The 25151-nt window shown below is 70.9% G+C and carries 26 protein-coding genes; 13 read left to right on the top strand and 13 right to left on the bottom strand.

Translation table 11 applies throughout. From position 1 onward, the window contains the following. Positions 1-78: 78 nt before the first annotated feature. The 3 genes from ACTOQ3_RS29480 to pcaD all read right to left on the bottom strand — a co-directional run bounded on the left by ACTOQ3_RS29480 (position 79) and on the right by pcaD (position 3115). On the bottom strand, positions 79-498 hold the full coding sequence (locus tag ACTOQ3_RS29480; RefSeq protein ID WP_440086698.1) for an MmcQ/YjbR family DNA-binding protein: 420 nt from the start codon (positions 496-498) through the stop codon (positions 79-81). A gap of 80 nt (positions 499-578) precedes the next feature. Continuing rightward, positions 579-2312 (bottom strand): pyruvate dehydrogenase, encoded by a 1734-nt coding sequence (locus ACTOQ3_RS29475; protein WP_440086697.1) that lies wholly within the window; start codon positions 2310-2312, stop codon positions 579-581. A gap of 62 nt (positions 2313-2374) precedes the next feature. After that, positions 2375-3115 carry a 3-oxoadipate enol-lactonase gene (gene pcaD / locus ACTOQ3_RS29470; protein WP_440086696.1) on the bottom strand — a complete coding sequence of 247 codons (741 nt, stop codon included), beginning with the start codon at positions 3113-3115 and terminating at the stop codon, positions 2375-2377. A 155-nt stretch (positions 3116-3270) separates the two neighbouring features. Between pcaD and ACTOQ3_RS29465 the strand changes: the two genes are divergently transcribed. The 7 genes from ACTOQ3_RS29465 to ACTOQ3_RS29435 all read left to right on the top strand — a co-directional run bounded on the left by ACTOQ3_RS29465 (position 3271) and on the right by ACTOQ3_RS29435 (position 10942). Next, complete coding sequence (locus ACTOQ3_RS29465) at positions 3271-4083, top strand: class I SAM-dependent methyltransferase (RefSeq protein WP_440086695.1); 813 nt, start codon at positions 3271-3273, stop codon at positions 4081-4083. A 199-nt stretch (positions 4084-4282) separates the two neighbouring features. After that, the gene (locus ACTOQ3_RS29460; RefSeq protein ID WP_440086694.1) at positions 4283-5383 is read left to right on the top strand and encodes a YihY/virulence factor BrkB family protein; all 1101 of its coding nucleotides are present in this window, start codon (positions 4283-4285) and stop codon (positions 5381-5383) included. 134 nt (positions 5384-5517) lie between these two features. Further along, complete coding sequence (locus ACTOQ3_RS29455; protein ID WP_440086693.1) at positions 5518-6891, top strand: MFS transporter; 1374 nt, start codon at positions 5518-5520, stop codon at positions 6889-6891. 348 nt (positions 6892-7239) lie between these two features. Next, positions 7240-9600: a sensor histidine kinase gene (locus tag ACTOQ3_RS29450; RefSeq protein WP_440086692.1), complete on the top strand. Its 2361-nt coding sequence runs from the start codon at positions 7240-7242 to the stop codon at positions 9598-9600. Beyond that, positions 9581-10006, top strand: coding sequence for a roadblock/LC7 domain-containing protein (locus ACTOQ3_RS29445; protein ID WP_362695154.1), 426 nt, complete (start codon positions 9581-9583; stop codon positions 10004-10006). Before ACTOQ3_RS29450 ends, ACTOQ3_RS29445 begins: the two co-directional genes overlap by 20 nt. Positions 10007-10026: 20 nt before the next feature. Further along, the gene (locus ACTOQ3_RS29440) at positions 10027-10353 is read left to right on the top strand and encodes a DUF742 domain-containing protein (protein ID WP_440071312.1); all 327 of its coding nucleotides are present in this window, start codon (positions 10027-10029) and stop codon (positions 10351-10353) included. Continuing rightward, the gene (locus tag ACTOQ3_RS29435; protein ID WP_440086691.1) at positions 10334-10942 is read left to right on the top strand and encodes a GTP-binding protein; all 609 of its coding nucleotides are present in this window, start codon (positions 10334-10336) and stop codon (positions 10940-10942) included. The genes ACTOQ3_RS29440 and ACTOQ3_RS29435 overlap by 20 nt, the downstream gene beginning before the upstream one ends. Here the strand turns inward: ACTOQ3_RS29435 and ACTOQ3_RS29430 are convergent. Beyond that, a complete protein-coding gene (locus ACTOQ3_RS29430) occupies positions 10927-11724 on the bottom strand; it encodes a TetR/AcrR family transcriptional regulator (protein ID WP_440086690.1) in 798 nt (265 codons plus the stop codon). The two genes, ACTOQ3_RS29435 and ACTOQ3_RS29430, sit on opposite strands and share 16 nt — an antisense overlap. Positions 11725-11881: 157 nt before the next feature. Between ACTOQ3_RS29430 and ACTOQ3_RS29425 the strand changes: the two genes are divergently transcribed. Together ACTOQ3_RS29425 and ACTOQ3_RS29420 are read left to right on the top strand one after the other, a co-directional pair. Continuing rightward, a complete protein-coding gene (locus ACTOQ3_RS29425; RefSeq protein ID WP_440086689.1) occupies positions 11882-13126 on the top strand; it encodes an acyl-CoA dehydrogenase family protein in 1245 nt (414 codons plus the stop codon). Then, complete coding sequence (locus ACTOQ3_RS29420) at positions 13123-13980, top strand: SDR family oxidoreductase (RefSeq protein ID WP_440086688.1); 858 nt, start codon at positions 13123-13125, stop codon at positions 13978-13980. The genes ACTOQ3_RS29425 and ACTOQ3_RS29420 overlap by 4 nt, the downstream gene beginning before the upstream one ends. A gap of 97 nt (positions 13981-14077) precedes the next feature. Here ACTOQ3_RS29420 and ACTOQ3_RS29415 read toward each other — a convergent pair whose 3' ends face one another. Next, positions 14078-14242, bottom strand: a complete 165-nt coding sequence (locus tag ACTOQ3_RS29415) for a hypothetical protein (protein WP_440086687.1) — start codon at positions 14240-14242, stop codon at positions 14078-14080. Positions 14243-14323: 81 nt separating this feature from the next. Between ACTOQ3_RS29415 and sigJ the strand changes: the two genes are divergently transcribed. Beyond that, on the top strand, positions 14324-15373 hold the full coding sequence (sigJ, locus tag ACTOQ3_RS29410; protein WP_440086686.1) for an RNA polymerase sigma factor SigJ: 1050 nt from the start codon (positions 14324-14326) through the stop codon (positions 15371-15373). Positions 15374-15487: 114 nt separating this feature from the next. Further along, positions 15488-15841: a hypothetical protein gene (locus tag ACTOQ3_RS29405; RefSeq protein WP_440086685.1), complete on the top strand. Its 354-nt coding sequence runs from the start codon at positions 15488-15490 to the stop codon at positions 15839-15841. Positions 15842-16068: 227 nt separating this feature from the next. Here the strand turns inward: ACTOQ3_RS29405 and ACTOQ3_RS29400 are convergent, their stop codons facing one another. From ACTOQ3_RS29400 to ACTOQ3_RS29385, 4 genes are read right to left on the bottom strand one after another with little or no spacing between them, the layout of a single operon-like run. Then, positions 16069-16386: a hypothetical protein gene (locus ACTOQ3_RS29400; RefSeq protein ID WP_440086684.1), complete on the bottom strand. Its 318-nt coding sequence runs from the start codon at positions 16384-16386 to the stop codon at positions 16069-16071. A 2-nt stretch (positions 16387-16388) separates the two neighbouring features. Then, complete coding sequence (locus tag ACTOQ3_RS29395) at positions 16389-16583, bottom strand: hypothetical protein (protein ID WP_440086683.1); 195 nt, start codon at positions 16581-16583, stop codon at positions 16389-16391. A gap of 4 nt (positions 16584-16587) precedes the next feature. Continuing rightward, positions 16588-16803 (bottom strand): ferredoxin, encoded by a 216-nt coding sequence (locus ACTOQ3_RS29390; protein WP_440086682.1) that lies wholly within the window; start codon positions 16801-16803, stop codon positions 16588-16590. Between the two features lie 8 nt (positions 16804-16811). After that, positions 16812-18020 carry a cytochrome P450 gene (locus ACTOQ3_RS29385; protein ID WP_440086681.1) on the bottom strand — a complete coding sequence of 403 codons (1209 nt, stop codon included), beginning with the start codon at positions 18018-18020 and terminating at the stop codon, positions 16812-16814. A 104-nt stretch (positions 18021-18124) separates the two neighbouring features. Here ACTOQ3_RS29385 and ACTOQ3_RS29380 point away from each other — a divergent pair, with 104 nt between their 5' ends. Together ACTOQ3_RS29380 and ACTOQ3_RS29375 are read left to right on the top strand one after the other, a co-directional pair. Then, positions 18125-18745 carry a TetR/AcrR family transcriptional regulator gene (locus ACTOQ3_RS29380; protein WP_440086680.1) on the top strand — a complete coding sequence of 207 codons (621 nt, stop codon included), beginning with the start codon at positions 18125-18127 and terminating at the stop codon, positions 18743-18745. 198 nt (positions 18746-18943) lie between these two features. Further along, on the top strand, positions 18944-20230 hold the full coding sequence (locus tag ACTOQ3_RS29375) for an MFS transporter (protein ID WP_440086679.1): 1287 nt from the start codon (positions 18944-18946) through the stop codon (positions 20228-20230). Here ACTOQ3_RS29375 and ACTOQ3_RS29370 read toward each other — a convergent pair. The 4 genes from ACTOQ3_RS29370 to ACTOQ3_RS29355 form a co-directional block, all read right to left on the bottom strand. Next, the gene (locus ACTOQ3_RS29370) at positions 20227-21633 is read right to left on the bottom strand and encodes a cellulose binding domain-containing protein (protein ID WP_440086678.1); all 1407 of its coding nucleotides are present in this window, start codon (positions 21631-21633) and stop codon (positions 20227-20229) included. The two genes, ACTOQ3_RS29375 and ACTOQ3_RS29370, sit on opposite strands and share 4 nt — an antisense overlap. Before the next feature lie 40 nt (positions 21634-21673). After that, on the bottom strand, positions 21674-22969 hold the full coding sequence (locus tag ACTOQ3_RS29365; protein ID WP_440086677.1) for a beta-N-acetylhexosaminidase: 1296 nt from the start codon (positions 22967-22969) through the stop codon (positions 21674-21676). Between the two features lie 191 nt (positions 22970-23160). After that, positions 23161-24051, bottom strand: a complete 891-nt coding sequence (locus ACTOQ3_RS29360) for a carbohydrate ABC transporter permease (RefSeq protein WP_440086676.1) — start codon at positions 24049-24051, stop codon at positions 23161-23163. Beyond that, positions 24048-25103: a carbohydrate ABC transporter permease gene (locus ACTOQ3_RS29355; RefSeq protein ID WP_440086674.1), complete on the bottom strand. Its 1056-nt coding sequence runs from the start codon at positions 25101-25103 to the stop codon at positions 24048-24050. Before ACTOQ3_RS29355 ends, ACTOQ3_RS29360 begins: the two co-directional genes overlap by 4 nt. Positions 25104-25151: the final 48 nt, after the last annotated feature.

Genomic DNA, 25151 nt, shown 5'->3' with positions numbered 1-25151 from the left:
TTACAGTCGCGATTGAGGGTCATGTGGTGACACGCCGAGACCCCGTCCACTGAATAGGGAAAGGTGGGGGGAAGGGGGCTAGAGTGATTGCCCGCCGGTGCGCGCCGACTCGTCGCCGGGCTGCGAGGGCGCGTCGAGCCTGGCGACGAGCCTCTTGGGAGCGACGGCGCGGTAGCTCTCCTCGACCCAGTCGAGGAGCATCTCGGTCTCCGGGAGCGCGCCGGAACCCGTCAGGGGAATCGACACCCACCCCGCTCTGCCCAGCCCGTAGCCGGACGGCCTGGCGCCCTCGACCGCCAGCGCGTGACCGTTCGACTCGGGTAACTTCACCCCGATGCTCGGGCTCCACTTCTCGGTCGGCTCGTCGACGCCGAGGAAGAGGAAGATCTTCTTGTTGACCTTGACGACCGTGTCGCCCCAGGGGTGGTCCTCGTAGGCTTCCGGCAGGCGCAGCGCGAACTCGCGCAGCGTCTCGCGGATCTCACGCCAGTTGTCCATGGCGCCCATTGTGAACCTCGGCACCGACGATTCCTGCCGGATCCGGCACGGGCCGGCCCGGGTGCCCGGGACCGTGCGGTTCAGGGGCGCGGGATGCTCCGCAGGTTCGCCTTCGCCATCTCGATCATGCGCCCGACCCCGCCGTTTAGCACGATCTTGCCCGCGGCCAGGGCGAACCCCTTCACCTGCGCCCGGCTGATGTTCGGCGGCATGGCCAGCACGTCCGGGTCGGTGACCACGTCCAGGAGGAAGGGCCCGGGGGTCGCGAAGGCCGTGGCCAGGGCCTCCCGTACGTCCGCGGGATCCTCCACCCGCAGCGACCCGATCCCGGCCGCGGCGGCGATCGCCGCGTAGTCGACGGGAGCGTGGTCGGTGCCGAAGTCGGGCATCCCGTCCACCATCATCTCCAGCTTCACCATGCCGAGCGAGGAGTTGTTGAACACCACCGTCTTCACCGGCAGGTCGTGCAGCCGGACGGTGAGAAGCTCCCCGAGGAGCATGCCGAGCCCGCCGTCCCCGGAGAGCGAGACGACCTGCCGGCGCCGGTCCGTGAACTGGGCGCCGATGGCGTGAGGGAGGGCGTTGGCCATGCTCCCGTGCACGAACGAGCCGATCACGCGGCGGCGCTCGCCGGGACTGATGTAACGGGCGGCCCAGACGCTGCACATCCCGGTGTCCACGGTGAACACCGCGTCGTCGGCGGCCAGCTCGTCCACCAGGTTCGCGACGTACTCGGGGTGGATCGGGAGGTGGTGCTCGATGTCGTGGGTGTACGCCTCCACGACGTTCTCCAGCGCCTTGAGGTGTTTACCCAGCATCCTGTCGAGATGGCGGCGGTCCGTCTTCTGGGCGACATGGGGCAGCACCGCGCGGATCGTCGCGCCGACGTCGCCGTGCACGGCCAGCTCCAGCGGGGTCCTGCGGCCCAGCCGCGCCGCGTCGTGGTCGATCTGGACCGTACGCGCGCCCGGCAGGAAGTCGTCGTAGGGGAAGTCGGTCCCGGCCAGCACCACCAGGTCGGCCTCGTGCATCGCCTCGTAGCAGGCGCCGTACCCGAGCAGCCCGCTCATCCCCACGTCGTACGGGTTGTCGTACTGGATCCACTCCTTGCCGCGCAGCGCGTGCCCGACCGGGGCCAGGACGCGTCCGGCCAGCGCCATGACCTCGTCGCGGGCGTGGCGCGTCCCGGCGCCGCAGAACAGCATCACCTTCTCGGCGCGGTTCAGCGCCGCCGCCAGCTCGGCCACCTGGTCGGGGTGGGGGACGACCGTGCCGGTCCTGGTCAGGACGTCGTGCTCGCCGGTGGGGCGGGCGGCGGGCAGGTGCGCCACGTCGCCGGGAAGCACCACGACCGAGACGCCGCCGAGGCCGATCGCCTGCTGGACGGCGATACGGAGCACCCGGGGCATCTGCTCGGGAGTGCCGATCATGTCGCAGAAGTGGCTGCACTCCACGAACAGGCGCTCGGGGTGGGTCTCCTGGAAGAAGCCCGTGCCGATCTCCGAGGAGGGGATGTGCGAGGCCAGCGCGAGCACCGGTGCGCCGCTGCGGTGGGCGTCGTAGAGACCCTGGAGCAGGTGGGTGTTGCCGGGCCCGCAGCTGCCCGCGCAGACCGCCAGCCGCCCGGTGACCTGTGCCTCGGCCGCGGCGGCGAACGCCCCGGCCTCCTCGTTGCGCACGTGGATCCACTCGATGCCGCCGGCCTTCCTGACGGCGTCGACCACCGGGTTCAGGCTGTCACCCACCACCCCGTAGATCCGTTCCACCCCGGCCTGGCGGAGAACCTCGATGAACTGCTCGGCAACGGTCGCCATGGTGCCCCCCTGTTTCCGGCGTCACGGGGGTACCTCACCGTATTTCGCCGGATCACTCCGGATCACTCGTGGAGGAAGTGCCCGACGAGGTGCTCGGAGACCGCTTCCGGGCGCTCGACGTTCGCCAGGTGGGCCGCTCCGGGCAGGACGACCAGCCGGGAGCCGGCGATCCCCTCGGAGATCCGTTCCGCGTGCTCGGGCGGCGTGGCGGGGTCGTCGGCCCCGGCGAGCACGAGCGTGGGCGCCGAGATCAGGGGCAGTTCGGCGCGGAGGTCCATGGCCCCGACGGCCTCGCAGCAGGCGGCGTACCCCTCGGCGGAGACGCCGCCGAGCATCGTCGCGTAGGGTTCCCGCCCGGTGAAGGCGGGGGTGAACCACCGGGCCATGGCCGTCTCGGCGATCGACGCGGTGCCCGCCTCGCGGACCGCGCTCGCCCGCTCGGCCCAGGACTCGGGGGTGCCCAGCTTCGCCGACGTGCACAGCAGCGCGAGCCGGTCGATCCGCTCGGGCGCGTGCGCGGCCAGCCACATGCCGACCATGCCGCCGAGCGAGAGCCCCGCGAGGGACACCTTCGGCAGTTCCAGCAGGTCGAGGAGGTCCAGCACGTCACCGGCCAGGTCGGCGATCGAGCACCTCCCGGTCGCGGGGGACCGTCCGTGGCCCCGGTGGTCGAAGCGGACGACCCTGAAGTGCCCGGTCAGCGCCTCCATCTGCGGATCCCACATCTCCAGCGTGGTGCCCAGCGAGCCGGCCAGCACGACCGGCCGCCCGTCGGCGGGTCCTTCGATCTCGTGATACAGCACTGTTCACCTATCGCACATATGTTCTTTATTCGGACATACTGTAGCCGCGAGGATATGTTCTCCAGAGAAGATGGCCAGGTCCGGCCGGAGGTCTGTCACTTCCCGTGGCGCCCTACCTACCATGCGGCGAGGTAACCGCTCATGGAAGGGTCCAGATGACCGGGCAGAACTCAGCGACCGCGTCCGACTACGTGTTCGACAACGACGGGGACCACTCGTCCGACCAGCACCACTATCTCGCTCGGCTGCTGGATCCGCTGACCTTCGAGCGCCTCGCCCTGACCGGCGTCGGCGCCGGCTGGAACTGCCTGGAGGTCGGGGCCGGCGGGGGCAGCGTGGCCCTCTGGCTGGCCGATCGGGTGGCGCCGGGCGGGCGCGTGCTGGCGACCGACATCAAGCCGGGCCTGATCCCGTCCAGGCCGGGGCTGACCGTGGCCCGCCACGACATCGTCACCGACCCGCTGCCGGAGGCCGCGTTCGACCTGATCCACGCCAGGCTCGTGCTCAGCCACCTGCCGCGGCGCCGCCAGGTCCTGCGACGCCTGTGGGCCGCGCTGCGGCCCGGTGGCTGGCTGCAGCTCGACGAGATCGACATCACCCGCTGGGTGGCGCCGCCCACCTCCGGCGGGCGGGCGGGGGAGGTGTACGGGGCCTACGTCACGGCGATGGCCCGGGTGCTGAGCGCGGCCGGCAGCGATCCGACCTGGGGGGGCTCCGCCGCGCGGGACATGGCGGCGGCGGGTCTGGTCGACGTCGACCAGACCAGCTGGACCGAGGTGTGGGAGCGCGGTTCCGCCGGACTCGGCCTCCTGATCAGCAACAGCCACCACCTGGAGGACCGTCTGGTGGAGGCGGGGATGACCCTCGGGCAGCTCCGGGAGGTCCGGGAGATCATGTCGGCTCCCGATTTCAGCGCCCCCTCCTTCGAGATCCACTCGATCCTCGGCCGCAGGGCGGGCGACGACTGAGTGTCTCGCGGGACGCGCGACGGCCGGGCGTCCCGTGAGTCCCGTCGCTGCCGAACGTCGCGTGAGCCTGTGGCGGCCCGGCGTTCCGCGGGCGGTGTGGCGGCCGGGTGTCACGCGGGACACGTGACGGCAGGAGGCGGGGCGCGGGCGAGGTGCGCCGGTTGTGGTAGGTGGGAGGGCCGGGGGTAGAGACCCTGGTATGACGGTCACGGGTCTCACCGCGCGTATCGCCGGGGCGTGGACGCGTGCTCGTCATCGTCACGGCTGGCTGGACCACCTGGTGCGCGCCGGAGTGCGCTACGACGAGGTGGACGCCGGACGGCTCTCGGCGGCGCTCACCTACTATTCCTTCTTCGCCGTGTTCGCGCTGGGGCTGCTCGGCTTCGCCGTCATCGGGCAGGTCCTCGACGACCCGCAGGTGGTGCGCGCCGTCGAGGGCTACCTCTCGGAGAACTTCCCCCGCCTGGACGTACGGGCGCTGCAGAGCGCCAGGGCCACGGCGGGGGCGATCGCCTTCGTCGGCCTGCCGCTCACCGGCCTGTTCTGGATGGACGCCCTGCGCTCGGCGATCAGGGCCATCTGGCGGATCGAGGAGTATCCGGGCCGCTTCGTGATGCGCCAGGTCGTCGACCTGGGGGTGATGGCCGGTCTGGGACTGCTGCTGTCCGCCTCGCTCGCGGTGGCCTTCGTCGCGGAGACGGCGCTGAACTGGTTGTTCCTGCACACGGTGGGCGTCGACGACGCGTTGTCGCGGTGGCTGCTGTCGGCCGCCGCGTTCGTGATCGGACTGGCCGTCAACACCATGCTGGCGATCGCCCTGCTCTGCGCTCCGCCGCGCCTGCGGCTGTCGTCGCGCCGGGTCATCTGGCCCGCCCTGCTCATCACCGCGGGGCTGGAGGTGCTCAAGTCCCTGGGCCAGGTCTACCTGGAGATGACCGTGGGCAATCCCGCCTACCACGTCGTCGCCGGTGCCGTGGGGATGCTCGTCTTCCTCAAGATCCTCAACCAGCTGATCCTCTTCGCGGCGGCGCTCACCGCCACCGGCGAGGGCACCGTGATCGACCTGGCCGCCCGCCGTGCCCGTTCCGAGGCCGCCCGCGAGTCCGATGCCGTGCGCGAGTCCGAGGCCGTGCGCGAGCCCGAGGCCGCGCGGGAGGACTACCGGGTCGCGAATGACGGCTTCCGGTCCGCCGGTGTGGGTTCCCGGGACAGGCCCGAGGGTCCCGTTCCGGACGGCTCGCGGGGTCCGGCGGGCGGTCCTTCCCCGTCCTCCCTGTCCGCCCCTCGCGACGGTCCGTAGGAGAACCGGGCTCCGCGACGCGCCGAATCTCACATCTCGTATTTCGGCCATTTACCGGCGCTGTGATCTGTGCCACCCTCCATAACAAAGCTCTAGAAGCGGATTCTAGATTTTGGCTACAGGAAGGCCGGCGCATGGTCGACACGCCCACCACCCCACGACTGAAACTCGGAGCGCCTCGCAACGGAGAGGTCGACGCCGGGTCTCGTGCCCCCTACGGCTGGGCCCCCCTGGTCGTGCTCTTCATCGTCGGGCTGGTCGACCGCATCGAGTTCAACCTGCTGTCCGGAGTGCTGCCGCTCATCCAGGCCGAGTGGGGCTTCAGCGACACCGTCGCCGGTTCCATACCGACCGCCTCCGCCCTGGCGGCCGCGCTCGTCGCGCTGCCCGCCGGGTACTTCGCCGACCGGCGCAGCCGCACCCGGATCATCGCCGTCGTCGTCTTCTGCTGGGCCCTGGCCACGCTCGGCTCGGGGCTGGCCACCGGGTTCGCGATGTTCTACGCGATGCGCGTCTTCCTCGCCGCCGCCGAGAGCATCGACAATCCGGCCGCCGGCAGCCTCCTGGCCGACTACTACCCCCCGGTCACCCGGGCCCAGGCCTACGGCTGGACCCGGGTGACCGCCTACCTGGGGGGCGTCGGCACGCTGCTCGGCGGCGTGCTCGCGGAGGCGTTCGGCTGGCGCAGCGCGTTTCTGATCATGGTCGTGCCGGGCGTGCTCACCGCACTCCTCGCGTGGCGGCTCCACGAGCCCGTCAGAGGCAACCTCGACCGGCTCGTCGCCAACGCGGCCCCCGCCGGTCCCGGCACCGTCCTCGACGCCGGTTCCGGCCTCGCCACCGCCGAGGCGCCCGCTCCCAAGCCGCCGTTCGCCCGCCAGTTGCGCGAGGTCCTCACCATCCGCACCCTGCTCGCGGTCTCCATCGGCCTGATGCTGCTCAGCCTGGGCCTGGCCGGAATCTTCTACTGGCTGCCCTCGCTGCTGGTGCGCAACTTCGGCATCGGCCCCGCCGCCGCGGGTTCGCTGGGCGGTCTCATGACCATCGTCGGCGTGGTCTCGGGCACCCTGATCGGCTCGTGGCTCGGCCGGCGCTGGCACGGCACCCGCAAGGGCGGCAGGCTCCTGGCGGGCGGCGGGGGCATCACGGCCGGGTCGCTCGTCCTGGCCGTCGCGCTCACGATGGACTCCCTGGCGGCCTTCTGCGTCGTGGTCACGGCCTCCAGCGTGCTGACGTCGATGGCCATCCCCAACATGACCGCCTCGCTCGCCGACGTGATCGGCGCGGCCTCCCGCGGCCTCGGCTTCGCCGTCCTGCAGGTCCTCATCACCGCCGGCGCGGCGTTCGGACCGCTGGTCGTCGGCATCGCCTCCGACGGCACCGGCTCGCTCATCTCCGCCATGTACGTCCTCATCGTGCCCATGGTGATCGGCGGCCTGCTCACCCTGTCCGCGCGCGGCTTCTTCGAGAGCGACGCGCGGCGGGTTCTCGAAGACGCCCGCCGCTGATCCAGGCCCGCCGGCCCGGTCGCCCATCGCCGGATGGGCGACCGCCGGCCGGCGGCGAATGGTGACGGAATGATGTCAATCCGTGGCGAGGGGCGAGGGGTGCCCGCTCTCGACGGCACCCGGTGTGAGCTGGGTGATTGCCGAAAATCCTGGTTTGCACGATAAAGCGGTCACCCGGCTCACCGCGAACATTGATACCCAATATTCGCTCTGGTGGCTTGAAGCTCGATATGTCCCATGGGCATAGTGTGTCGAATCACACACGCACCAGTCGCGGCGTGCGACCGCGGGGCACTTCTCGCCCGCGGCTGTCGGCCACGCACAGGAACCGCGGATTGGACACGTCGAATGAGTTCCCCCCCTCCGATTCGCTGGAAGATCCTCCGGATCCTCCTGCTTCCCGTGCTCTCGCTGATCGTCCTGTGGGTGTTCATCGCCTACTCGACCATCGCGCAGGTCGCCGGCATCGCCCAGACCCAGAACCGCTGGCAGGTGATCGGGGCGCCGATCCGGCAGCTGATCGTCGAGATCCAGCGGGAGCGCCAGTTCTCCGCCGACGCGGCCGGCGCCACCGCCCACAGCAGGGCGCTCACCGAGCAGCGGCGGGCCACGAACACCAAGCTGGACCTGGTGCGCCAGGCGATCACGTCCGCCGAGGCCTACGAGCCCGACAACGCCCCGACGGACGTGCGGGCGCTGCTGGCGGCCATGGACGGGCTCATCCAGATACGCACCTTCGCCGACAGCGGTGCGATCAAGCCCGTCCAGGTCACCGACGGCTACAACGAGTTCGTCAGCGTCGCCAACCGGCAGTTCGGCGACTCCGACGCGATCGCCGAGGTGTCGTCCTTCCGCGTCGTCCGCGGCATGGGCGCCTACAGCACCGCCGGCGAGTACGCGAGCAGGGAGCACGCCGTGCTCACCGCCGCGATGAAGCGTGGCGAGATGACGCCCGCCGAGCACGCGGCCTTCGTCTCGGCGATGGCCAGCCGGAGAAACCACCTGGCCTACGCGGAACGGGACATGGGGCCCGAGCTGCGGGCGGGGTACGAGACGTTCGTCGAGAGTCCGGCCTACCTGCGATTCAAGGCCAACGAGGACAGGATCTTCTCCTGGAACCTCATCGGCAAGCCTCCGCTGGACGCCGGCGAGTGGAAGCGCGACGCCGAGGCCGTCATCGGCGCCGTCGCCAAGCAGAGCGTGCAGGAGCTGGCCCGCGCCGCGGCCAAGGGCGAAACGCTCAGGAACGACGCCTACCTGCGGGTCGCGCTGATCCTGGGACTGGGCCTGCTCGCGATCATCATCTCGATCATGGCCTCCTACCGGTTCGGCCGCTCCCTGATCTCCGAGCTGAAGCGGCTCCAGGCGTCGGCCGTGGAACTGGCCGAGGAGCGGTTGCCCCGGCTGGTCGAGCGGCTGCGCAGGGGCGAGGACGTGGACCCGGCGACCGAGGCCCCCGAACTGGCCCCGGCGAAGACCGCCGAGGTCGACCGCGTCGTGAACGCCTTCTCCGCCGTGCGGCGTACCGCGGTGGAGGCCGCGGTCGGCCAGGCGACGCTCCGCAAGGGCGTCGGCCAGGTCTTCCTGAACCTCGCCTGGCGCAACCAGGCGCTGCTCCACCGCCAGCTCACGCTCCTCGACACGATGGAGCGCCGCGTCGAGGAGCCGGAGACCCTGGAGGGTCTCTTCAAGATCGACCACCTGACCACCCGCATGCGGCGGCACGCGGAGAACCTGATCATCCTGTCCGACGCGGCCCCGGCCCGCAGGTGGCGCGACCCGGTGCCGATCTTCGACGTGGTGCGCAGCGCCGTGCTGGAGGTCGAGGACTACACCCGCGTCACAGTGCTCCCCATGCCGCAGGCGCCGCTGCTGGTCGGCGCCGCGGTCACCGACGTGATCCACCTGATCGCCGAGCTGGTGGAGAACGCCACCATCTTCTCGCCGCCGAACACCGTGGTGCACGTACGGAGCATGATCGCGGCCAACGGCTTCGCGCTGGAGGTCGAGGACCGGGGACTGGGACTGAGCCAGGCCAACCTCGACGAGCTCAACGCCAAGCTCGCCGATCCGCCGGAGTTCGACCTGGCCGACAGCGACCGGCTCGGCCTGTTCGTCGTGGCCAGGCTCGCCGCCCGGCACGGGATCAAGGTCGTGTTGCGCCCCTCGCCGTACGACGGCACCACCGCGATCGTGTTGCTGCCGCAGAACCTGCTCGCCACCTGCGCGTCGCTGGCCGCGGAGGCCACGCCGCACCGGGCGCGGCAGGGAGGCGCGCACGCGGGCGGGTCCGTCCGGGCGCTGAGCGCGACACCGGAGGAGTGGCCCAAGGTTCTCTCCGGCGCGCAGGACGAGGTGACGGCCAACGCCTCCGAGACCACGCAGAACTGGTTCCCCGCCCAGGAGCGGCGCGAGGTGCCCCCCGACCCCACCCCCCCGACGCCCGTGCGGCGGGCCGTGTTCGTACCGGACACCGACGACGACCTGGACGGGCTGCCGATGCGGGTACGGCAGGCTAATCTGGCCCCCCAGCTCCGCCAGACGCGTTCCCCCGAGAAGCGCGACGTCAGCGCGCGCACTCCCGAGGAGCTCTCAAACCTCATGTCGTCCATGCAACAAGGCTGGCAGCAGGGCCGCAGCCAGGCCGAGCAGGAACTGGACGTGTGGAAGCGAAAGGATGGCCACTCCGATGCCCGACCCCAGATCTGAACTGAGCTGGCTGCTCGACGACCTGACCCAGCGGGTCACCGGTATCCGGCACGCCATCGTGCTGTCCGCCGACGGCCTGGCGATGGGCGGCTCCCGGGAGCTGACCCGGGAGGACGCCGAGCATCTGTCCGCCATCTCGGCGGGAAGCCACAGCCTCGCGCTGGGCGCGGGGCGGCACTTCGGCCTCGGCGGCGTGCGGCAGACCATCATCGAGATGGAGGGCGGTTTCCTGTTCGTCACCGCGGCGGGGCAGGGGGCCAGGCTGGCCGTGCTGGCCGCGGGCGACGCCGAACTGGGCATGGTGACCTACGAGATGGCGCTGCTGGTCAAGCGCGTCGGCGAGCACCTGTCCGCGCAGCCGAGGGGAGCTGCCCCGGCGCCCGCCTGGAACGGTGCGAGGACGTGACGGGAGAGGATCCCGGGCCTTTGATCAGGCTCTTCGGGGTGACCGGCGGCAGGGCGCGCCCGGTCGGGGAGAGCTTCGATCTGGTGGCCATCGTCACGACCGTCGAGATGCCCGTCGAGCCGGTCGGGCTGGTGCCCGAGCATCTCGACGTACTGTCCACGTGCCGCCGGCCCACCCCCGTGGCGGACGTCGCCGCGCACCTCAAACTGCCGCTCAACATCACCCGCGTACTCCTCAGCGAACTGCGCCGTGAGGGCCTGGTCACCATCGACAGGCCCCGGCCGATGGGGAAGACGATCGACGAACGCATCTACAGGGAAGTGCTGCATGGAATACGCGGCCTCTGAGCCGGAGATGGCCCCGGTGGACAGCCCGGCCATGGCCATCAAGATCCTCGTCGCCGGCGGTTTCGGGGTCGGCAAGACGACCATGGTCGGCACGATCAGCGAGATCAGGCCCTTGCACACCGAGGAACTGCTGAGCGAGCGCGGCATCTACGTGGACGACACCGCGGGCGTGGAGTCCAAGATCACCACGACCGTCGCGCTGGACTTCGGCCGGATCACCATCCGCGACGGGCTCTGGCTCTACCTGTTCGGCACCCCGGGCCAGGACAGGTTCTGGTTCATGTGGGACGAGCTGTCCGTCGGCGCCCTCGGCGCGGTCGTGCTCGCCGACACCCGCCGCCTGCAGGACTGCTTCCCCGCCGTGGACTACTTCGAGCAGCGCGGGCTCCCGTTCGTCGTGGCGGTCAACTGCTTCGACGGCGCGCGGCGGCACGACCCGATCAAGGTACGGCGGGCGCTGGGCCTGGACGGCGTGGCCCCGATCGTCCTCTGCGACGTGCGCAGGCGCGATTCGGTCAAGGAAGTGCTGACCACGCTGGTCACCTACTCGGCGGGAGGTGCCTTCCAGGCGGCTCACGCGGGCGCCTGACGCCCGAGCCCTCCGCCCTCCCCGCCGAGCCCGTTCTCCTCGCCGAGCCCGGCGGTGCCGTGGGCCGTGTTCTCGGGGTTCTCCGAGACCTCCCCGGCCCTGCCGTCGCGTTCCCTGTCCCGCTCGCCGCGCCTCCTGTCGCGCTCTCCCAGGAGCCGCGCGGTCTCCTCGGAGACCTCGGTGGCCAGCACGGCCGACACGACGTCGATCAGGTGGCTGGTGAAGAGCCGGTCGTCCTTTCCCTCGGGCCCGGCGGCGCGGCGGGCCAGCTCCACGTACGTGACCCGGATCGCCATGAAGCGCTGGTGCAGCCGGCGCAGGGCGACCTCGGACAGCAGCGGGGCCACGAGCTCGCGCCAGCGGTCGATGCTCTGCCCCGGGTCCGTGCTCCGCGTGGCGGGGAGGGGCGTGCGCTGGACGAGCTGCTCCATGATCCGCAGGTAGTACCGGCCGCCGTCGGGGTCGGCCAGCTTGGCGGCCATCGGCCGGACCAGTGCGGCGGCGAGGGTGCGGCGGGCCTCGGCCTCCGGCAGGTCGCCCCGGGACTCGTACTCGTCGAGCAGCTGGTGGCGGCGCGCCTCGATCTCGGGGTGGTGCTTGGTGAGCACCGCGCCCAGCAGGCCCGCGCGGTCCCCGAAGTGGTACTGCAGCGCCGTCGAGTTGCGCTGCCCGGCGGCGCCGTTGATCTCGCGGAGTGACACGCCGTCGATCCCGCGCTCGGCGAACAGCCGCTCGGCCGCCGCGACCAGGCGCCTGCCGGTCGCTTCCGGGTTAGGGGGCATGCCGTGCTCCTGCCTTGCCGGTGAACGCACCGGTCGCTAGGGTAATAATGCATGTGTATCAAATCATGAAGCAGTTGCATCAAGGTCGCGGCACACAGCGGGGAGTCCCCGCCCGGCGGCCCTTCGGACCTGTCAGCCGCCGCAAGGGGAGGACCCCATGGCCATCGACTTCACCCTCGCCCCCGAGCACGAGGAGATCCGCCGCCGCGTGCGGGCCTTCGTGCAGGGGACCATCATCCCGGCCGTCAGCGGCTTCGACGACCTCGACGACACAGGGAAGGTCACCGCGCGCGACGAGTACATCCGCGTCATCTTCGACCTGCGGGCGAAGGCGCAGGCCGAGGGACTGTGGCTGCCGCACATGCCCAAGGAGTGGGGCGGCATGGGCCTCGGCCACGTCGAGCTGGCCATGGTGCAGTCCGAGGCGGCCAAGACCCGGCTCGGGCCGTGGGTCCTCAACTGCTCGGCGCCCGACGAGGGCAACATGCACACGCTGCTGCACTGGGGGACCGACGAGCAGCGGGAGAGGTATCTCAAGCCGCTGCTCAAGGGCCACAAGATGTCGTGCTTCGCGATGACCGAGCCGGAGGTGGCCGGTTCCGACCCCACGCTCATCCGCACCCACGCCGTCAAGGACGGCGAGGAGTGGGTCATCAACGGCCACAAGTGGTTCATCTCCAACGCCCGCCGGTCGAGCTTCGCCATCCTCATCGCCAAGACCGAACTCGACGTGCCCGAGGGCTCGCGCGGCGGCAACACGGCCTTCCTCGTCGACCTCCCGCAGGAGGGGTGGAACGACGTCCGAGAGGTCGAGACGATGCACGGCTCCACCGGCCACAGCGAGATCGTCATCACCGACCTGCGGGTGCACGACAGCCAGATCCTCGGCGGGCGCGGCAACGGCCACCGGCTCGGCCAGTACCGGCTGGGCCCGGCACGGTTGGCGCACTGCATGCGCTGGATCTCCCAGGCCGAGACGGCGCTCGACATGATGGTCGACCGCGCGCTCAACCGCTACAGCCACGGGTCGCTGCTCGCCGAGAAACAGGGCATCCAGTGGCTGATCGCCGACTCGGCCATGGAGCTGTACCAGTGCAAGCTGATGGTCCTGCACGCCGCCTCGAAGATCGACAAGGGTGAGGACTTCCGGACCGAGGTCTCGATGTCGAAGCACTTCGTGGCCAACAGCCTCAACCGGATCGTCGACCGGGCGATCCAGGTGCACGGCGCGCTCGGCTACTCGACCGACACCCCGCTGGCCAAGATGCTCCAGCACGCCCGCTGGGCCCGCTTCGCGGACGGGGCCGACGAGATCCACCAGATGCGCATCGCCGAGCGTACGATCGCGGCGTACCGGAGTACGGGCTCGACCAACGCCGCCACCGGAGGGTTGCCGCTGTGAGTACGGAGAAGACGGGCGGGTTCACCGCGGGCGGCGGCGGTGGCGGACTGCTCAGCGGGCTGGGCGCGAAGGGGCCGGAGATCTCGGCGGAGGCGTTCAACGTGGTCCGCGGCGACGATCTGGAGGGCAGGGTCGCCCTCGTCACCGGCGGCGGCAACGGCATCGGCGCGGGCGTGGCCCGGCGGCTGGCCGAGGGCGGGGCCCGCCTCGTGCTCGCCGACATCGACGACGTCGCGGGCGGGAAGCTCGCGGACGAGCTGGGCGCGACGTACGTCCACTGCGACGTGTCGCGGCTGGAGGACAACGAGGCGGCGGTGGCGACCGCGGTCGAGCGGTACGGCAGGCTCGACCTCGCCTTCCTCAACGCGGGCATCGCCACGGGCTTCGGGCTGGGAGAGGACTTCGACGTCCGGCGCTACCGCCAGGCGATGGGCGTCAACCTCGACGGCGTCGTCTTCGGGGTGCACGCCGCGATCCCGGCCCTGCGCGCGGCGGGCGGCGGCACGATCGTGGCGACCGCGAGCATGGCGGGCATCGTCGGCATCCCGTCCGACCCCGTCTACGCCGCCAACAAGCACGCCGTCGTCGGCCTCGTCCGCTCGCTCGGCGAGGACCTCCGGCCGCAGGGGATCAAGGTACAGGGCCTCTGCCCGTCGTTCGCCGACACCGCGATCCTCGGCGGGGGAAAGGCGGTGCTGGAGCAACTCGGCTTCCCGATCCTGGACGTCTCGTCCGTCGTCGACACGTTCGTCCGGCTGCTCGACAGCGACGGCACCGGCGAGTGCTGGTTCGTGATCCCGGGCCGCGAGAGCGAGCCCTTCACCTTCCGCCGCGTTCCGGGCCCGCGCGCCTGAGGCGGGCGGGCGGGTGGCCACCCGGCCCAAGACCCAGACCCGCACCCGGCACGAAGCGGCCCGATACGCCCGCGAGTACGACCGGGTGTAACCGTTTTTACCGGTCAGGGGCGGCGATCTCGATGATGTGCAGCGGGTTGTCCAGGGCGCAGGACGGCTGCACCCACTTGGCGGCGTCGAGCGTGAGAATCGGGCAGACCGCCACGTCAGCGATAGAGGCAACGTGCGCGTCCCACTGGTCGAGCTGGGTGACGGACATCATGTCGGCGAGCTTGGCGGCCCGATGGATGCCGTCGAGCGAGGCCGCCGGCCTCACATTCCGGGGGGCTGTCTCGTCGTTCCGGTGAGAACAGACATGACCGAGGGAGCCGCCGACACCGTGACCACCCCATCCGAGCCGGAAGACGACCGGCTCGATCCGAACCTGAGCGCGATCATGAGCGAGCGGCGTCAGCTGATCAATCTCTCCTACCGGCTCCTCGGCTCCCTGGCCGACGCCGAGGACGTCGTACAGGAGACCTACGCCCGCTGGTACGCCATGTCCCCGCAGCAGCGGGAGGCCATCGAATCGCCCGGCGGCTGGCTGACGAGGGTCGCCGGCCGCGTCTGCCTCGACCTGCTCGGCTCGGCGCGGGCCCGGCGCGAGAGCTACGTGGGTGAGTGGATCCCCGAGCCGCTGCCCGACCGAGGGGAGTGGACCGGCGGGCGGCCGGGCGGCACCACGGCCGACCCGGCCGACCGGGTCACCCTGGACGAGTCGATCAACATGGCCTTCCTCGTCGTGCTCGAATCGATGACCCCGGCCGAGCGCGTCGCGTTCATCCTGCACGACGTCTTCCGCTACCCCTTCGCCGAAGTGGCCGAGATCGTCGGCCGTACCCCGGCGGCCTGCCGCCGGCTGGCCTCCTCGGCCCGCCGTCGCGTTCGCGCCTCGCACGCTCCCGCGACCCCGGCGGCCCGGCGCGCCGACATCGTCAGGGCCTTCAAGCAGGCGTGGGAGGCCAAGGACATCGACGCCCTCGTCGGTCTCCTCGACCCCGACGTCACGGTGATCGCCGACGGCGGCGGCCTGGTCAGCGCCGTGCTCCACCCTCTCGAAGGCGGTGAGCAGGTCGTGCGCTACGCCGTCGACCTCGCCGGCAGGGCGCCCGACCTGACGTTCCTGGAGCGTACGGTCAACGGTCAGCCCGGTCTGGTGGCCCAGCAGGACGGCGTCGTCGTGATGGTGATGGCGTTCGACATCGCGGGCGACCGGATCAAGCACATCTGGGCGGTGCGCAATCCCGACAAGCTCCGGCCCTGGACAGCGGGGCCACAGCATCGGCGTCAGGTCCGCGACGCGCCCGGCCGGGGTCGTCGACCCGAGCACGACGAGGGAGGCCGTGTCGTGTGAGGCCGGCGCGGCGCCTCACGTTCCCGGCGGTCGTGTCGCCGGACTGCCGGGACGCCCTCCAGCACGCGGATCGTCGCCGTTTCACCCCGTCCCGCAGCCGTCAAGGAGTCACCCGTGCTGTTGCGTGTCGCGATCACCCTGCAGACCCTGGCCCTCTTCGCCGCGCCGGTCACCGCCGGACTGTTGCTGTCCTCACCCGGCGGACAGGCGTTGCACAGTGCCGCGGCGTACGGGGTGTTCACCGTGGCGGTGTTGCACCTGGTCGCCGCGATCCTGGTGTGGCGGCCGGGCGGCGGCTCGCCCAGGCCCATCCTGTACGCGGCCGGGTTCCTGGGGCTCACGCTGGCGCAGGTGGCGCTGGGCATCGCGCACATGAAGGCCCTGCACGTCCCCTTGGGCGTGCTGATGTTCGGCATGAGCGTCCTTCAGCTCAGCCAGGTCTCGTCCGGCCGCCGCAGGTCGGCATAGCTTTGTCTCGGGGTCGGGAAACGGCGGAGCCGCCGTTGACCGGCGTCACGCGGCGCTGTGGGGCGTCGCGCCAGTCGGGTCACGTCCAGGAGCTGCCCACTGCCTCCATGGGTATTCTCCGACGCGTCAACCTGGGCGATCACCTGTCATCAGCGTATGGATGCCCTGAGTGGCAGATCTGCCGAAGTCGATATGGCAGGTCTGCCGAAGCCGACGTGGCCTGCCGATCAGCGTGGACGGCTGAGGGCGGCCTCGGCCAGATCCGTCCATTTCTCGGCCGAGGAGTGGGGCACGACCACCCAGTCCTTCATCGCCCTGCCCCGCCCCGAGGGGTCGAACAGGGACGCCCCGGCCAGCTGGAGCGCGGCTGCGTGTTCGGGGGTGTCCCTGACCAGCCGGAACACCATCGCGCCGTCGCGCTGCAGGCTCGCGAACACCTTACCCGCCTGATCTTTCAGCGCGGGACTCCCCATCATCTTGGAGATCCCCACACCCAGGTCGGCCAGCTCGGCGCCGACCTGCCTGAAATCCTCTTCCGCGCTCATCGTCAGTCGGTCCCCAACTCCGTGGCTGCCTGGTCGAGCGGCTCGTCGTGGCCGGGACCCTTCCCACGTGACGCGATCGCCTCGGCCCCGCCCTCCGGCAGCACGGCGATCAGGCTAGCCGTCCTGGCGGTACCGATCAAGGCCGGATGCGGGGTGCCGAAGCCGGCCCGGCCGGCCACGACGGGCTGACCGGGCAAAGCACTACCGGGCCGGGGAGGCGTCCGGATCGCTCACCGAGATGGCGCCCGAGGGGCACAGCTGCCGGGCCCGGCGGGCGGCGGCGTGCAGCTCGGGCGGGGGCGTCTCGTCGAGGAGCACGACGGTGCCCTCGTCCTCGCTCTGGTCGAAGACCTCCGGCGCGGTGAGCACGCACATGCCCGCTCCGATGCACCGCGCCACGTCCGTGGTGACCTTCATGTCCCCTCCTACCATCTGACCGGCAGCTCCCGTACACCGTAGATGGACATCGTGTCCCGCATCGGGACCTCATCCGCCGGCACGGCGAGGCGCAGGCCGGGGAAACGGTCGAACAGCATCGGGAACGCGGTGCGCATCTCCACGCGGGCGAGCTGCTGGCCGAGGCACTGGTGCAGCCCGTGCCCGAACGTCAGGTGCCCGGTCGCGGGGTTGGTGATGTCCAGGTGGTCGGGGTCGGAGAAACGCGCGGGATCGCGGTTGGCGGCCAGGAGCGAGAGGGTTACCGGGTCTCCGGCCCTGATGAGCTGCCCCTCCACCTCGACGTCCTCCAGGGCCGCGCGGAGCGGGCCGACGTGGATGATCCCGAGGTAGCGCAGCAGCTCCTCGACCGTGTTGTCGATCAGCGAGGGGTCGGCGCGCAGCGCGGCGAGCTGGTCGGGGTGCTGGAGCAGGGCGAACGTGCCGAGGCCGAGCATGTTCGCCGTCGTCTCGTGCCCGGCGGCGAGCAGCAGGAACCCGATGTTGCTCAGCTCCTCGTCGGTCAGCTCGCCGCTCGTGATCAGCCCGCTGAGCAGGTCGTCGGCCGGGTCGGCCCGCTTGGCCTCGATGAGCCGGAGGAAGAACGCGCCGAAACGGACGATCGTCGCGCGGATGTCCTCGACGGAGGACTCCAGGTTCAGCAGCACCGCGGTGGACCGCTGGAACTCGTCGCGGTCGGCGTACGGGACGCCGAGCAGTTCGCAGATCACCAGCGAGGGGATGGGCAGCGCGAACTCCCGCACCAGGTCCTGGGGAGGTCCGGCCTTCTCCATCGCGGCGAGCCGCTCCTCGGTGATCTCCTGGATCCTGGGCTCCAGCTGCTTCATCCGCCGCACCGTGAACTGCGCGGTGAGCGGTTTGCGGTAGCGGGTGTGGTCGGGCGGGTCCATCCGGATGAACAGGCCGGGGTCGGCCGGGCGGCGCATCTCCTGCATCAGCGGAAAGGGCACCGGGACGTTCAGCAGCTCGCGCCGGGAGCTGAACCGGGGGTCGGCGAGGATCGCCCGTACGGCGGAGTAGCCGGTCACCAGCCAGCCCGTCGTGCCGTCCGGGTAGGCCATCGGGGCGACGGGCCGCTCCTCGCGCAGCGAGGCCAGGCGCTCGGGCGGTTCGAAGGGGCTGGGGCGTCCGAAGGGGAAGGTGACCGCTTCCGGGTGGGCGGGGTGGGACTGTGTCATCTCGCGCTCCTCTGCGGTGATGCGCTTCGTCCCGTCCAGAAAACTACATCAAGTGCAAAATTACAATACATGCAAAGTATGCTCAGATGTATTAAGCTGCCCGCATGAGTGAGGTCCCGGGACTGCGCGAACGCAAGAAGCTCCGCACCCGGCACGCGCTCGTCGCCGCCGCGCTGGAGCTCTTCATGGAGAAGGGCTACGAGCAGACCACCGTCTCGGAGATCGCCGCGGCCGCCGACGTCTCGACGCGCACCTTCTTCAGCTACTTCGCGAGCAAGGAAGACGTGATCTTCTCCAACACGCGCGACGGCCTCGATCGCGTGCTGAAGGTGATCGCGGAGCCCCGTCCGGGAGACCGGGCGATCGACCTGCTGACCCGCGCCGTCGCCTCCGGCTTCGCCACGCTCGCCCTCGACGAGCAGCTCCAGAGCGAGATAGGCCCGGCCAACTACCTCGTCATGACCGTCCCCTCGCTGCGGGCGCGCGGCCTGCTGCTCCTGTTCGAGAGCCAGCGGGAGCTGGCCGAGGCCCTGCAGCGGGCGTTCCCGGAGGAGCTGAGCCTCGTCGAGGCGTCGGCGCTCGTCGGCGCGGTGGTCGGCGGGGGCAAGCTCGCCGCCTTCGTCAGCATGAGCAACGGCGCCTCACCGGAGGAGATGCTGGAGTCCGGTCGCCGGGCCATCGAGTACGCCCTGTCGGCCCTTCGCGCCGCCTCGCGAGTGTCCTGACCTCGCTCTGTCGGTCTTCCGCGCCGCCTCGCGGGTGTGTCCCGAGCTCGCTCCGCAGGCCTTCCGCGCCGTCCCCCTTCGCCGTCTCGGCCTCGCCCTTCTCCCCGCGTCGCGTACGGCCACGCCGCTCCATACCTCGGACCGGCAGGTCTCCCTGGTATGCCGCCGGTGACGCTTTCGCGTCTACGCTGACGTGACATGGCGACGCTCTCTCCCACCGCGGCCCTGCTGGGAGAGAGGCGCTTCGTCCTGCTCGCCTCGGCTCGGACGATCTCCGTGCTGGGGGACGGTTTCGCCCGGGTGGCCCTGGCGTTCGGCGTGCTCGCGATCCCCGGGAGCACCCCCGCGCAGCTGTCGCTGGTGCTCGCCTGCCAGGCCGTGCCGCAGCTGCTGCTCATCCTCGTCGGCGGCGTGCTGGCCGACCGGTTCTCCCGGTCAGGCCTGATGGTGATCGCCGACGTTCTGGGCACCGCCGCGTACGGCGGGCTGGCGGTGATGCTCCTGACCGGCGACGCGCCGATCCCGGCGGTGGCGCTGCTGGCGACCTTGGCGGGGGTGGCCACCGCCCTGTTCGTACCGGCGATGACCGGCGTGGTGCCGGAGGTCGTGCCCCGGGAGAGGCTGCAGGAGGCCAACGCCCTGCTCGGGGTCGCGAGGAACGGCGCCATGGTGCTGGGGCTGGCGCTGTCCGGTGTCGCCGTCGCCCTGGTCGGCGCCGGGTGGGCCCTGGCGCTCAACGCCGTCTCGTTCCTCGTCAGCGCCGTGCTGATCCGCGCCATGCGCCTGCCCCGACGCCTCCGGGTGTCCGTGGGATCCGGCTGGTCCGACCTGCGGCACGGCTGGCGGGAGTTCGTCTCACGCCAGTGGCTGTGGGTCGTGGTGCTCCAGTACGCCTTCGTCGTCGCCGCCGTCGGGGCCAACGTCGGCGTGCTCGGTCCCCTGATCGCCGAGCGGGACCTGGAAGGAGCGGGCTCCTGGGCGCTGATCGTCACGGCCCAGGCGCTGGGAACCGTCGCGGGCGCGGGCCTCGCCGCGCGCCTGCGGCCCCGGCGCCCCATGCTCCTCGCGGTGCTGGCCACCTTTCCCACGGCGCTGCCGATGGTGCTCCTCGGGGCCGGGGCGCCGCTGTGGACGATCGTGGTCGCGATGTTCGCCGCCGGGGTGGCCGGGGACGTGTTCGGCGTGCTGTGGACCACCACCATGCAGCGCGAGGTGCCTCCCGACGCGCTCTCCCGCGTCAGCTCCTACGACTGGTTCGGGTCCCTGGCCCTGGCGCCCCTCGGCATCCTCGTCGCCGGTCCCGTCGCCGCCGCGATCGGTCCCGGCACCGCCCTTCTCGGCTGCTCCGGTCTCGTCGTGGTCGCCACGTTCGCGGCGCTGCTCTCCCCCCAGGTCCGGACTCTCCGGGCGCCGGTCACCGAGGAAGCCGTACGGCCCGCGTCTGGGGAGACCGCGGGCCGTACTCGCACTCGGGAGGGCGGTTAGGGGTTGGGGACGGTGTCGACCCAGGTGGTCGAGGCGGAGCGGTAGTTGTTGACGCGGCTCAGGACGGTGGCCGGGGCGACGACCTCGTTCTTGGAGTGGTAGAACCAGTCGACCTGCTGGATGTAGTCACGCGAGGTCGAGCTGCCGACCAGGCCGCCGCTGATGAACCAGAGGTTGAAGTTCACCGACTGGACCGTCTCCGGGTAGTAGTCGCCGCCGTGCTCGGCGAAGAGGGCGCCGTCGATGTAGTACCTGATCTGGCCGCCGGAGACCTGGAGGACCAGGTCGTGCCAGCCCGCGTAGCTCTGCCTGACCTCGGTGTGCACGTTCACCGCCTGCCAGGGCTCGTTGCGATAGGTCTCCCACGACGTGGCGTACATGATGTTGGCGGGCTCGCCCCAGCCGCCGTTGGGCAGATACTCGAAGTCCTGCTCGCTGTAGTCGGGATCCATGTCGGCGGCGAGCGGAGTGATCGTGAAGAAGGTCTGCACGATGTGGTCCCCGTCGGGGCCGCTGACCGGGGTGTCGGAGAACTTCACCCGGGCCGCGTAGGTGCCCTCCAGGAACTTGCGCTGGTGCAGCACCTCCGACTGCTGGGTGCCCGAGGCGGTGCCGTCGGTGACGGCCTTGAGCTGCAGCGCCTTGTTCGTCCCGGAGACCGTGGGGAAGGTCACGTTCTGCTTGGGCCAGCCGGCGCCGGGCACGCCGGGGCCGCCGGTGTTGGTGCGCACGGTCCAGTTGTGCGCGGAGATGTTGGGGTCGTCGGCGTTGTTGTACGTGAAGTCGTCGAACACCACCCCGCTGCCTCCGGGAGAGGGCGTGATCGTCGGGGTGGGCGTCGGCGTCGGGTCGCCGCCACCGCCCACGGGAGAGGTGCCCCAGACCAGGGCGCCGTTCTGGTGGACGGTCACCTTGGTCCAGTCGCCGTACGTCGTGCGGGCCGGGCCGAAGGAGTAGTCGTCGCTCTGGGTCAGCCGCTGCCAGTCGGAGCGGTGGAAGCGCAGCTGCAGGTCACCGGTCTGCGCCCCGACCGCGAGGTTCCCCGAGGTGAAGCCCACCTCAAGGTAGCGGTCGGCGGTGGCCGTACCGGGGGAGAGCGTGCCGAAGGTCCCGGTGACCGTGGAGCAGGAGACCACCGCCCACGAGCACGCGAAACGGTACTGCGGCGATCCGGCGTCCGCCTTGAAGTAGTAGCGGATCTTCACGCCGCTCAGCGACACGGCCGAGGTGCCGCCGTTGACCAGGTTGAACCACGGCTCGACCTGGTCGGCGGTCGCTCCGGTGGCGCTCGTCTTGTACTGGAGCCTGAGGGACTGCTGGGCGCTGGCCGGGTTGGCCGCGACGCCCACCATCGCGAGCAGCATGGCGGACACTAGTCCGCCGAGTAACAGCTTTCTGCGCACTTTCTTTCCTTTCCTGGGTGCTTCCCGGGAGGTGCCGGATCTAGGGGATGAGCGGGCCGCCGCGGACGCCCTGGGCGCTGAGCCGGGCGAGGTGCGGGCCGAGCCGCCGGAGGAAGTCGGGATAGTCGCCGGGCGAGCCCCAGGCGACCTCGGCGAAGGCGCATATCCTGGGCAGGGCCATGAACTCGACCCGTTCCGGTGTGGGCATGTACTCGGTCCACAGCTGGCACTGCACGCCCCGCGCGGCCGGGTCGGGTGCGAACGCGTAGGTGTCGGCCAGGGTGAGGACGCTCTCCTGGACGGTCGGCCGGTCCGGATCGGCCGGCTGGTCGTCGAAGGGCGCGGCCGAGGGGCGGTAGTCGAAGTAGGTCCGCGTGTGCGGCGCCAGGATGATGTCGTTGCCGCCGCGCTCGGCCTGCTCGTCGCGCCAGACCATGACGGTCGTGCCGGGAGTCGGTTCGCGCTCGGGCTCGTCCCAGCAGACCAGCTTGCGCGAGTGCTTCTCCAGGTGCGCGGCCATCCGGCCGATGAACCAGGCGCACGCGTCCCGGGGGCCCGCCAGCCCCAGCTCCGCCAGCCGCTGCCGCGCCCGGAGGCTGCGCTCCCACTCGGTGGTGGGGCACTCGTCCCCTCCGACGTGCACGTACGAGCTCGGGAAGAGCTCGCAGACCTCGTCGAGCACGTCCTGGCAGAAGCGGACGGTGGACTCCTCGAGGTTGAGGACGTGCTCGCTGATCCCCCACTCCGACCAGACCTCCACCGCGCGGGACGGGTCGTTGCCCAGGTGCGGGTAGGCGGCGATGGCGGCCTGGGCGTGGCCGGGCATCTCGATCTCGGGCACCACGGTGACGAAGCGCTCCGCCGCATACGCGACGATCTCCCGTACGTCGTCCCGCGTGTAGAAGCCGCCGCGCCGCGCGCCGACCTCGGTGAGCAGGGGGTAGCGCTCGATCTCCAGGCGCCATCCCTGGTCGTCGGTGAGGTGCAGGTGCAGCACGTTGAGCTTGTGCTCGGCGAGCAGGTCGACGAGGCGCAGGATGAACGCCTTGGGCATGAAGTGCCGGGCGACGTCCAGCATCACCCCGCGCCAGGCGAACCTCGGCCGGTCCTCGATCGTCCCGTACGGGATCAGCGGCCCCAGCTGGGAGAGGGTCCGCGTGCCGTAGAAGCGGCCGGCCGGGCCGCCGGCGGTGAGCTCGACGCCGGAGGGGGAGACGTCGAGGCGGTAGCCCTCCTCGTCGAGGGACGGGTCGTCGGGCATCAGCCGCAGGAGGTCCCGCCGGAACGCGACGGAGCCTCCGTCGACGGCCACTTCCCGTGGCCTCGGAATGATCACGTTGGTCTTCCCTTCGCGGCGTCCCGGGAGGGCACGCCTGTGGACGGTGGGAGGGAGGGCATGGCTGTGAGGGGGGGCATGGCGGTGGGGAGGGGCACGGCTGTGAGAGGGCATGGCGGCAAGAAGGCGCGGCGGTGGGAAAGCGGGGCGAGGAGCAGGGCGTGGCGGGGAGAGGGCCGGGGGAGGGCCGCTCACCCCTTGACGGCGCCGGCGATCATTCCCGAGGTGACCCTGCGCTGCAGGACGAGGAAGATCAGCAGCACCGGAAGCATGAAGAGGGTCGAGGCGGCCATGGTGGCTCCCCAGTCGGTGCCGAAGACGTTGCTGAAGGAGGAGAGCCAGACCGGCAGGGTCCGATCGTCCTGGTTCTTGATGATCAGTGCGTTGGCGAAGGCGAACTCGTTCCACGCGGTGATGAAGCCGAACAGGCAGGTGGACATCAGGCCGGGGGCGAGCAGCGGCAGGACCACCCGGCGGAAGGCGGCCGCCCGGTCGCACCCGTCCATCAGCGCCGCCTCCTCCAGTTCGGGGGGGATGGCGGCGAGGAACCCGCGCAGGGTCACGATGGTGAACGGCAGTGTCGTCATGAAGTAGATCAGGGTGAGCATCGACAGTTTGTCGAGCATGTTGGTGTCGCGGGCGATGATGAACATCGACACCAGCAGCGCCTCCCAGGGGGCCATCTGGGCGATGAAGACCATCAGGATGAACGCCTTGCGCCCGCGCCAGCGCATCCGGGCCACCGCGAACGCGGCGAGCAGCGCGACCACCAGGGCGAGAAGCACCGCGCTCGCGGTGACGGTGAGGCTGTTACGCCAGAACGTCCAGAAACCGTCCGCGCTCACCGCGGTGGCGAAGTGATCCAGGGTGGGGTTGGCGGGCCAGAAGGTCGGGGTCTGCGACTGGATGTCCCTGGTGGGCTTGAACGCGGTCAGCACCATCCAGTAGACGGGGAAGACCGAGACGGCCAGCACGGCCAGGGCCGCCAGGTTCAGCGGCGCGCGGCGCAGCAGGCGGCCCGGTGTCAGGCGGCCGGGCGGTGTGCGGCCCGGTGTCAGGCGGCCGGGCGTCAGGACTGTCACGGTTCCTCCCCTTCGTGCTTGAGCATCCGCCGGAGGTGGGTGATCAGCAGGGCGATCAGGATCAGCACGGTGAGGGTGGAGATCGCCGAGCCGAGGTCGTACTTGTGGAGCGACTGCGCGACCTGGAACGCGTAGACGGGCAGCGTGGTGGTGGCCTCTCCCGGGCCGCCCTTGCTGATCGCCCAGATCTGGGCGAAGCACTTGAACACCCAGATCACCTCCAGCGAGGCGATCAGCCCGAAGAGCGGTCGCAGGATGGGGAAGGTGACGGCGGTGAAGACCTGCCGCCCGCTCGCGCCGTCGATCCGCGCGGCCTCGTACAACTCGGAGGGGATGGTGGTCAGCCCCGCGTAGAGGGTGAGGGCGGCGAACGGCACGGACTGCCAGACGACCAGGGCGACCAGGATGGCGAAGGTGGACGTGCCGTCGGCGAACCAGGTGTAGTCCCTGAAGGACTCGAACCCCAGCGTGACCAGCAGCCAGTTGACCACCCCCAGCCGCGACTGGAACAGCCACTGGAAGATCGTGGTGGCGGCGAGGACGGGGGTGGCCCAGGTGAGCACCAGGCCGCCCAGCACGGCCAGGCGCATCCCCCGGCCCAGGCGGGCGATCATCAGGGCCACCGCGGTGGAGATGACCATGATCAGGACGACGTTGACGGCCGTCCAGACCAGGGTCCTGCGCACCACGGCCCAGAACTCCGCCCCGCCGAGCACCTCCGCGTAGTTGCCCAGGCCGACGAACTCCGCGCCGCCCCGGATGAGTTCACCGGTCCTGAAGTGCTGGAAGGAGATGACGACGCTGCGGATCAGCGGGTAGAGCAGCAGGTAGGCGGTACCCGCCAGGGTGGGCGCGATCAGCAGGTAGGGCCAGAGACCGGCGATCCGGGACGGCCGCGCCCCGGATCGCGCCGAGGACGGTCCCGGCCGCCCGGGCGGTCCCGGTCGTCCGGACTGCCCGGACTGTTCGGGCTGCTCGGGAGCGGAGGCGTCCCTGTCGCGGGCGCGCCGCCGTGTCGGGCGCCCCGCCGGGGCCTGGGGGGCAGCGGGCATGGCACTCCTCGGAGCGGGCGAGCGGTACGGACGGGTGGGGGTCCGGTG

The sequence above is a fragment of the Streptosporangium sp. LJ11 genome (assembly GCF_051918945.1).
Taxonomy (GTDB): domain Bacteria; phylum Actinomycetota; class Actinomycetes; order Streptosporangiales; family Streptosporangiaceae; genus Streptosporangium.
The sequence above is the reverse complement of the archived record's forward strand: the minus strand, read 5'-3'. Positions and strand labels throughout refer to the sequence as shown.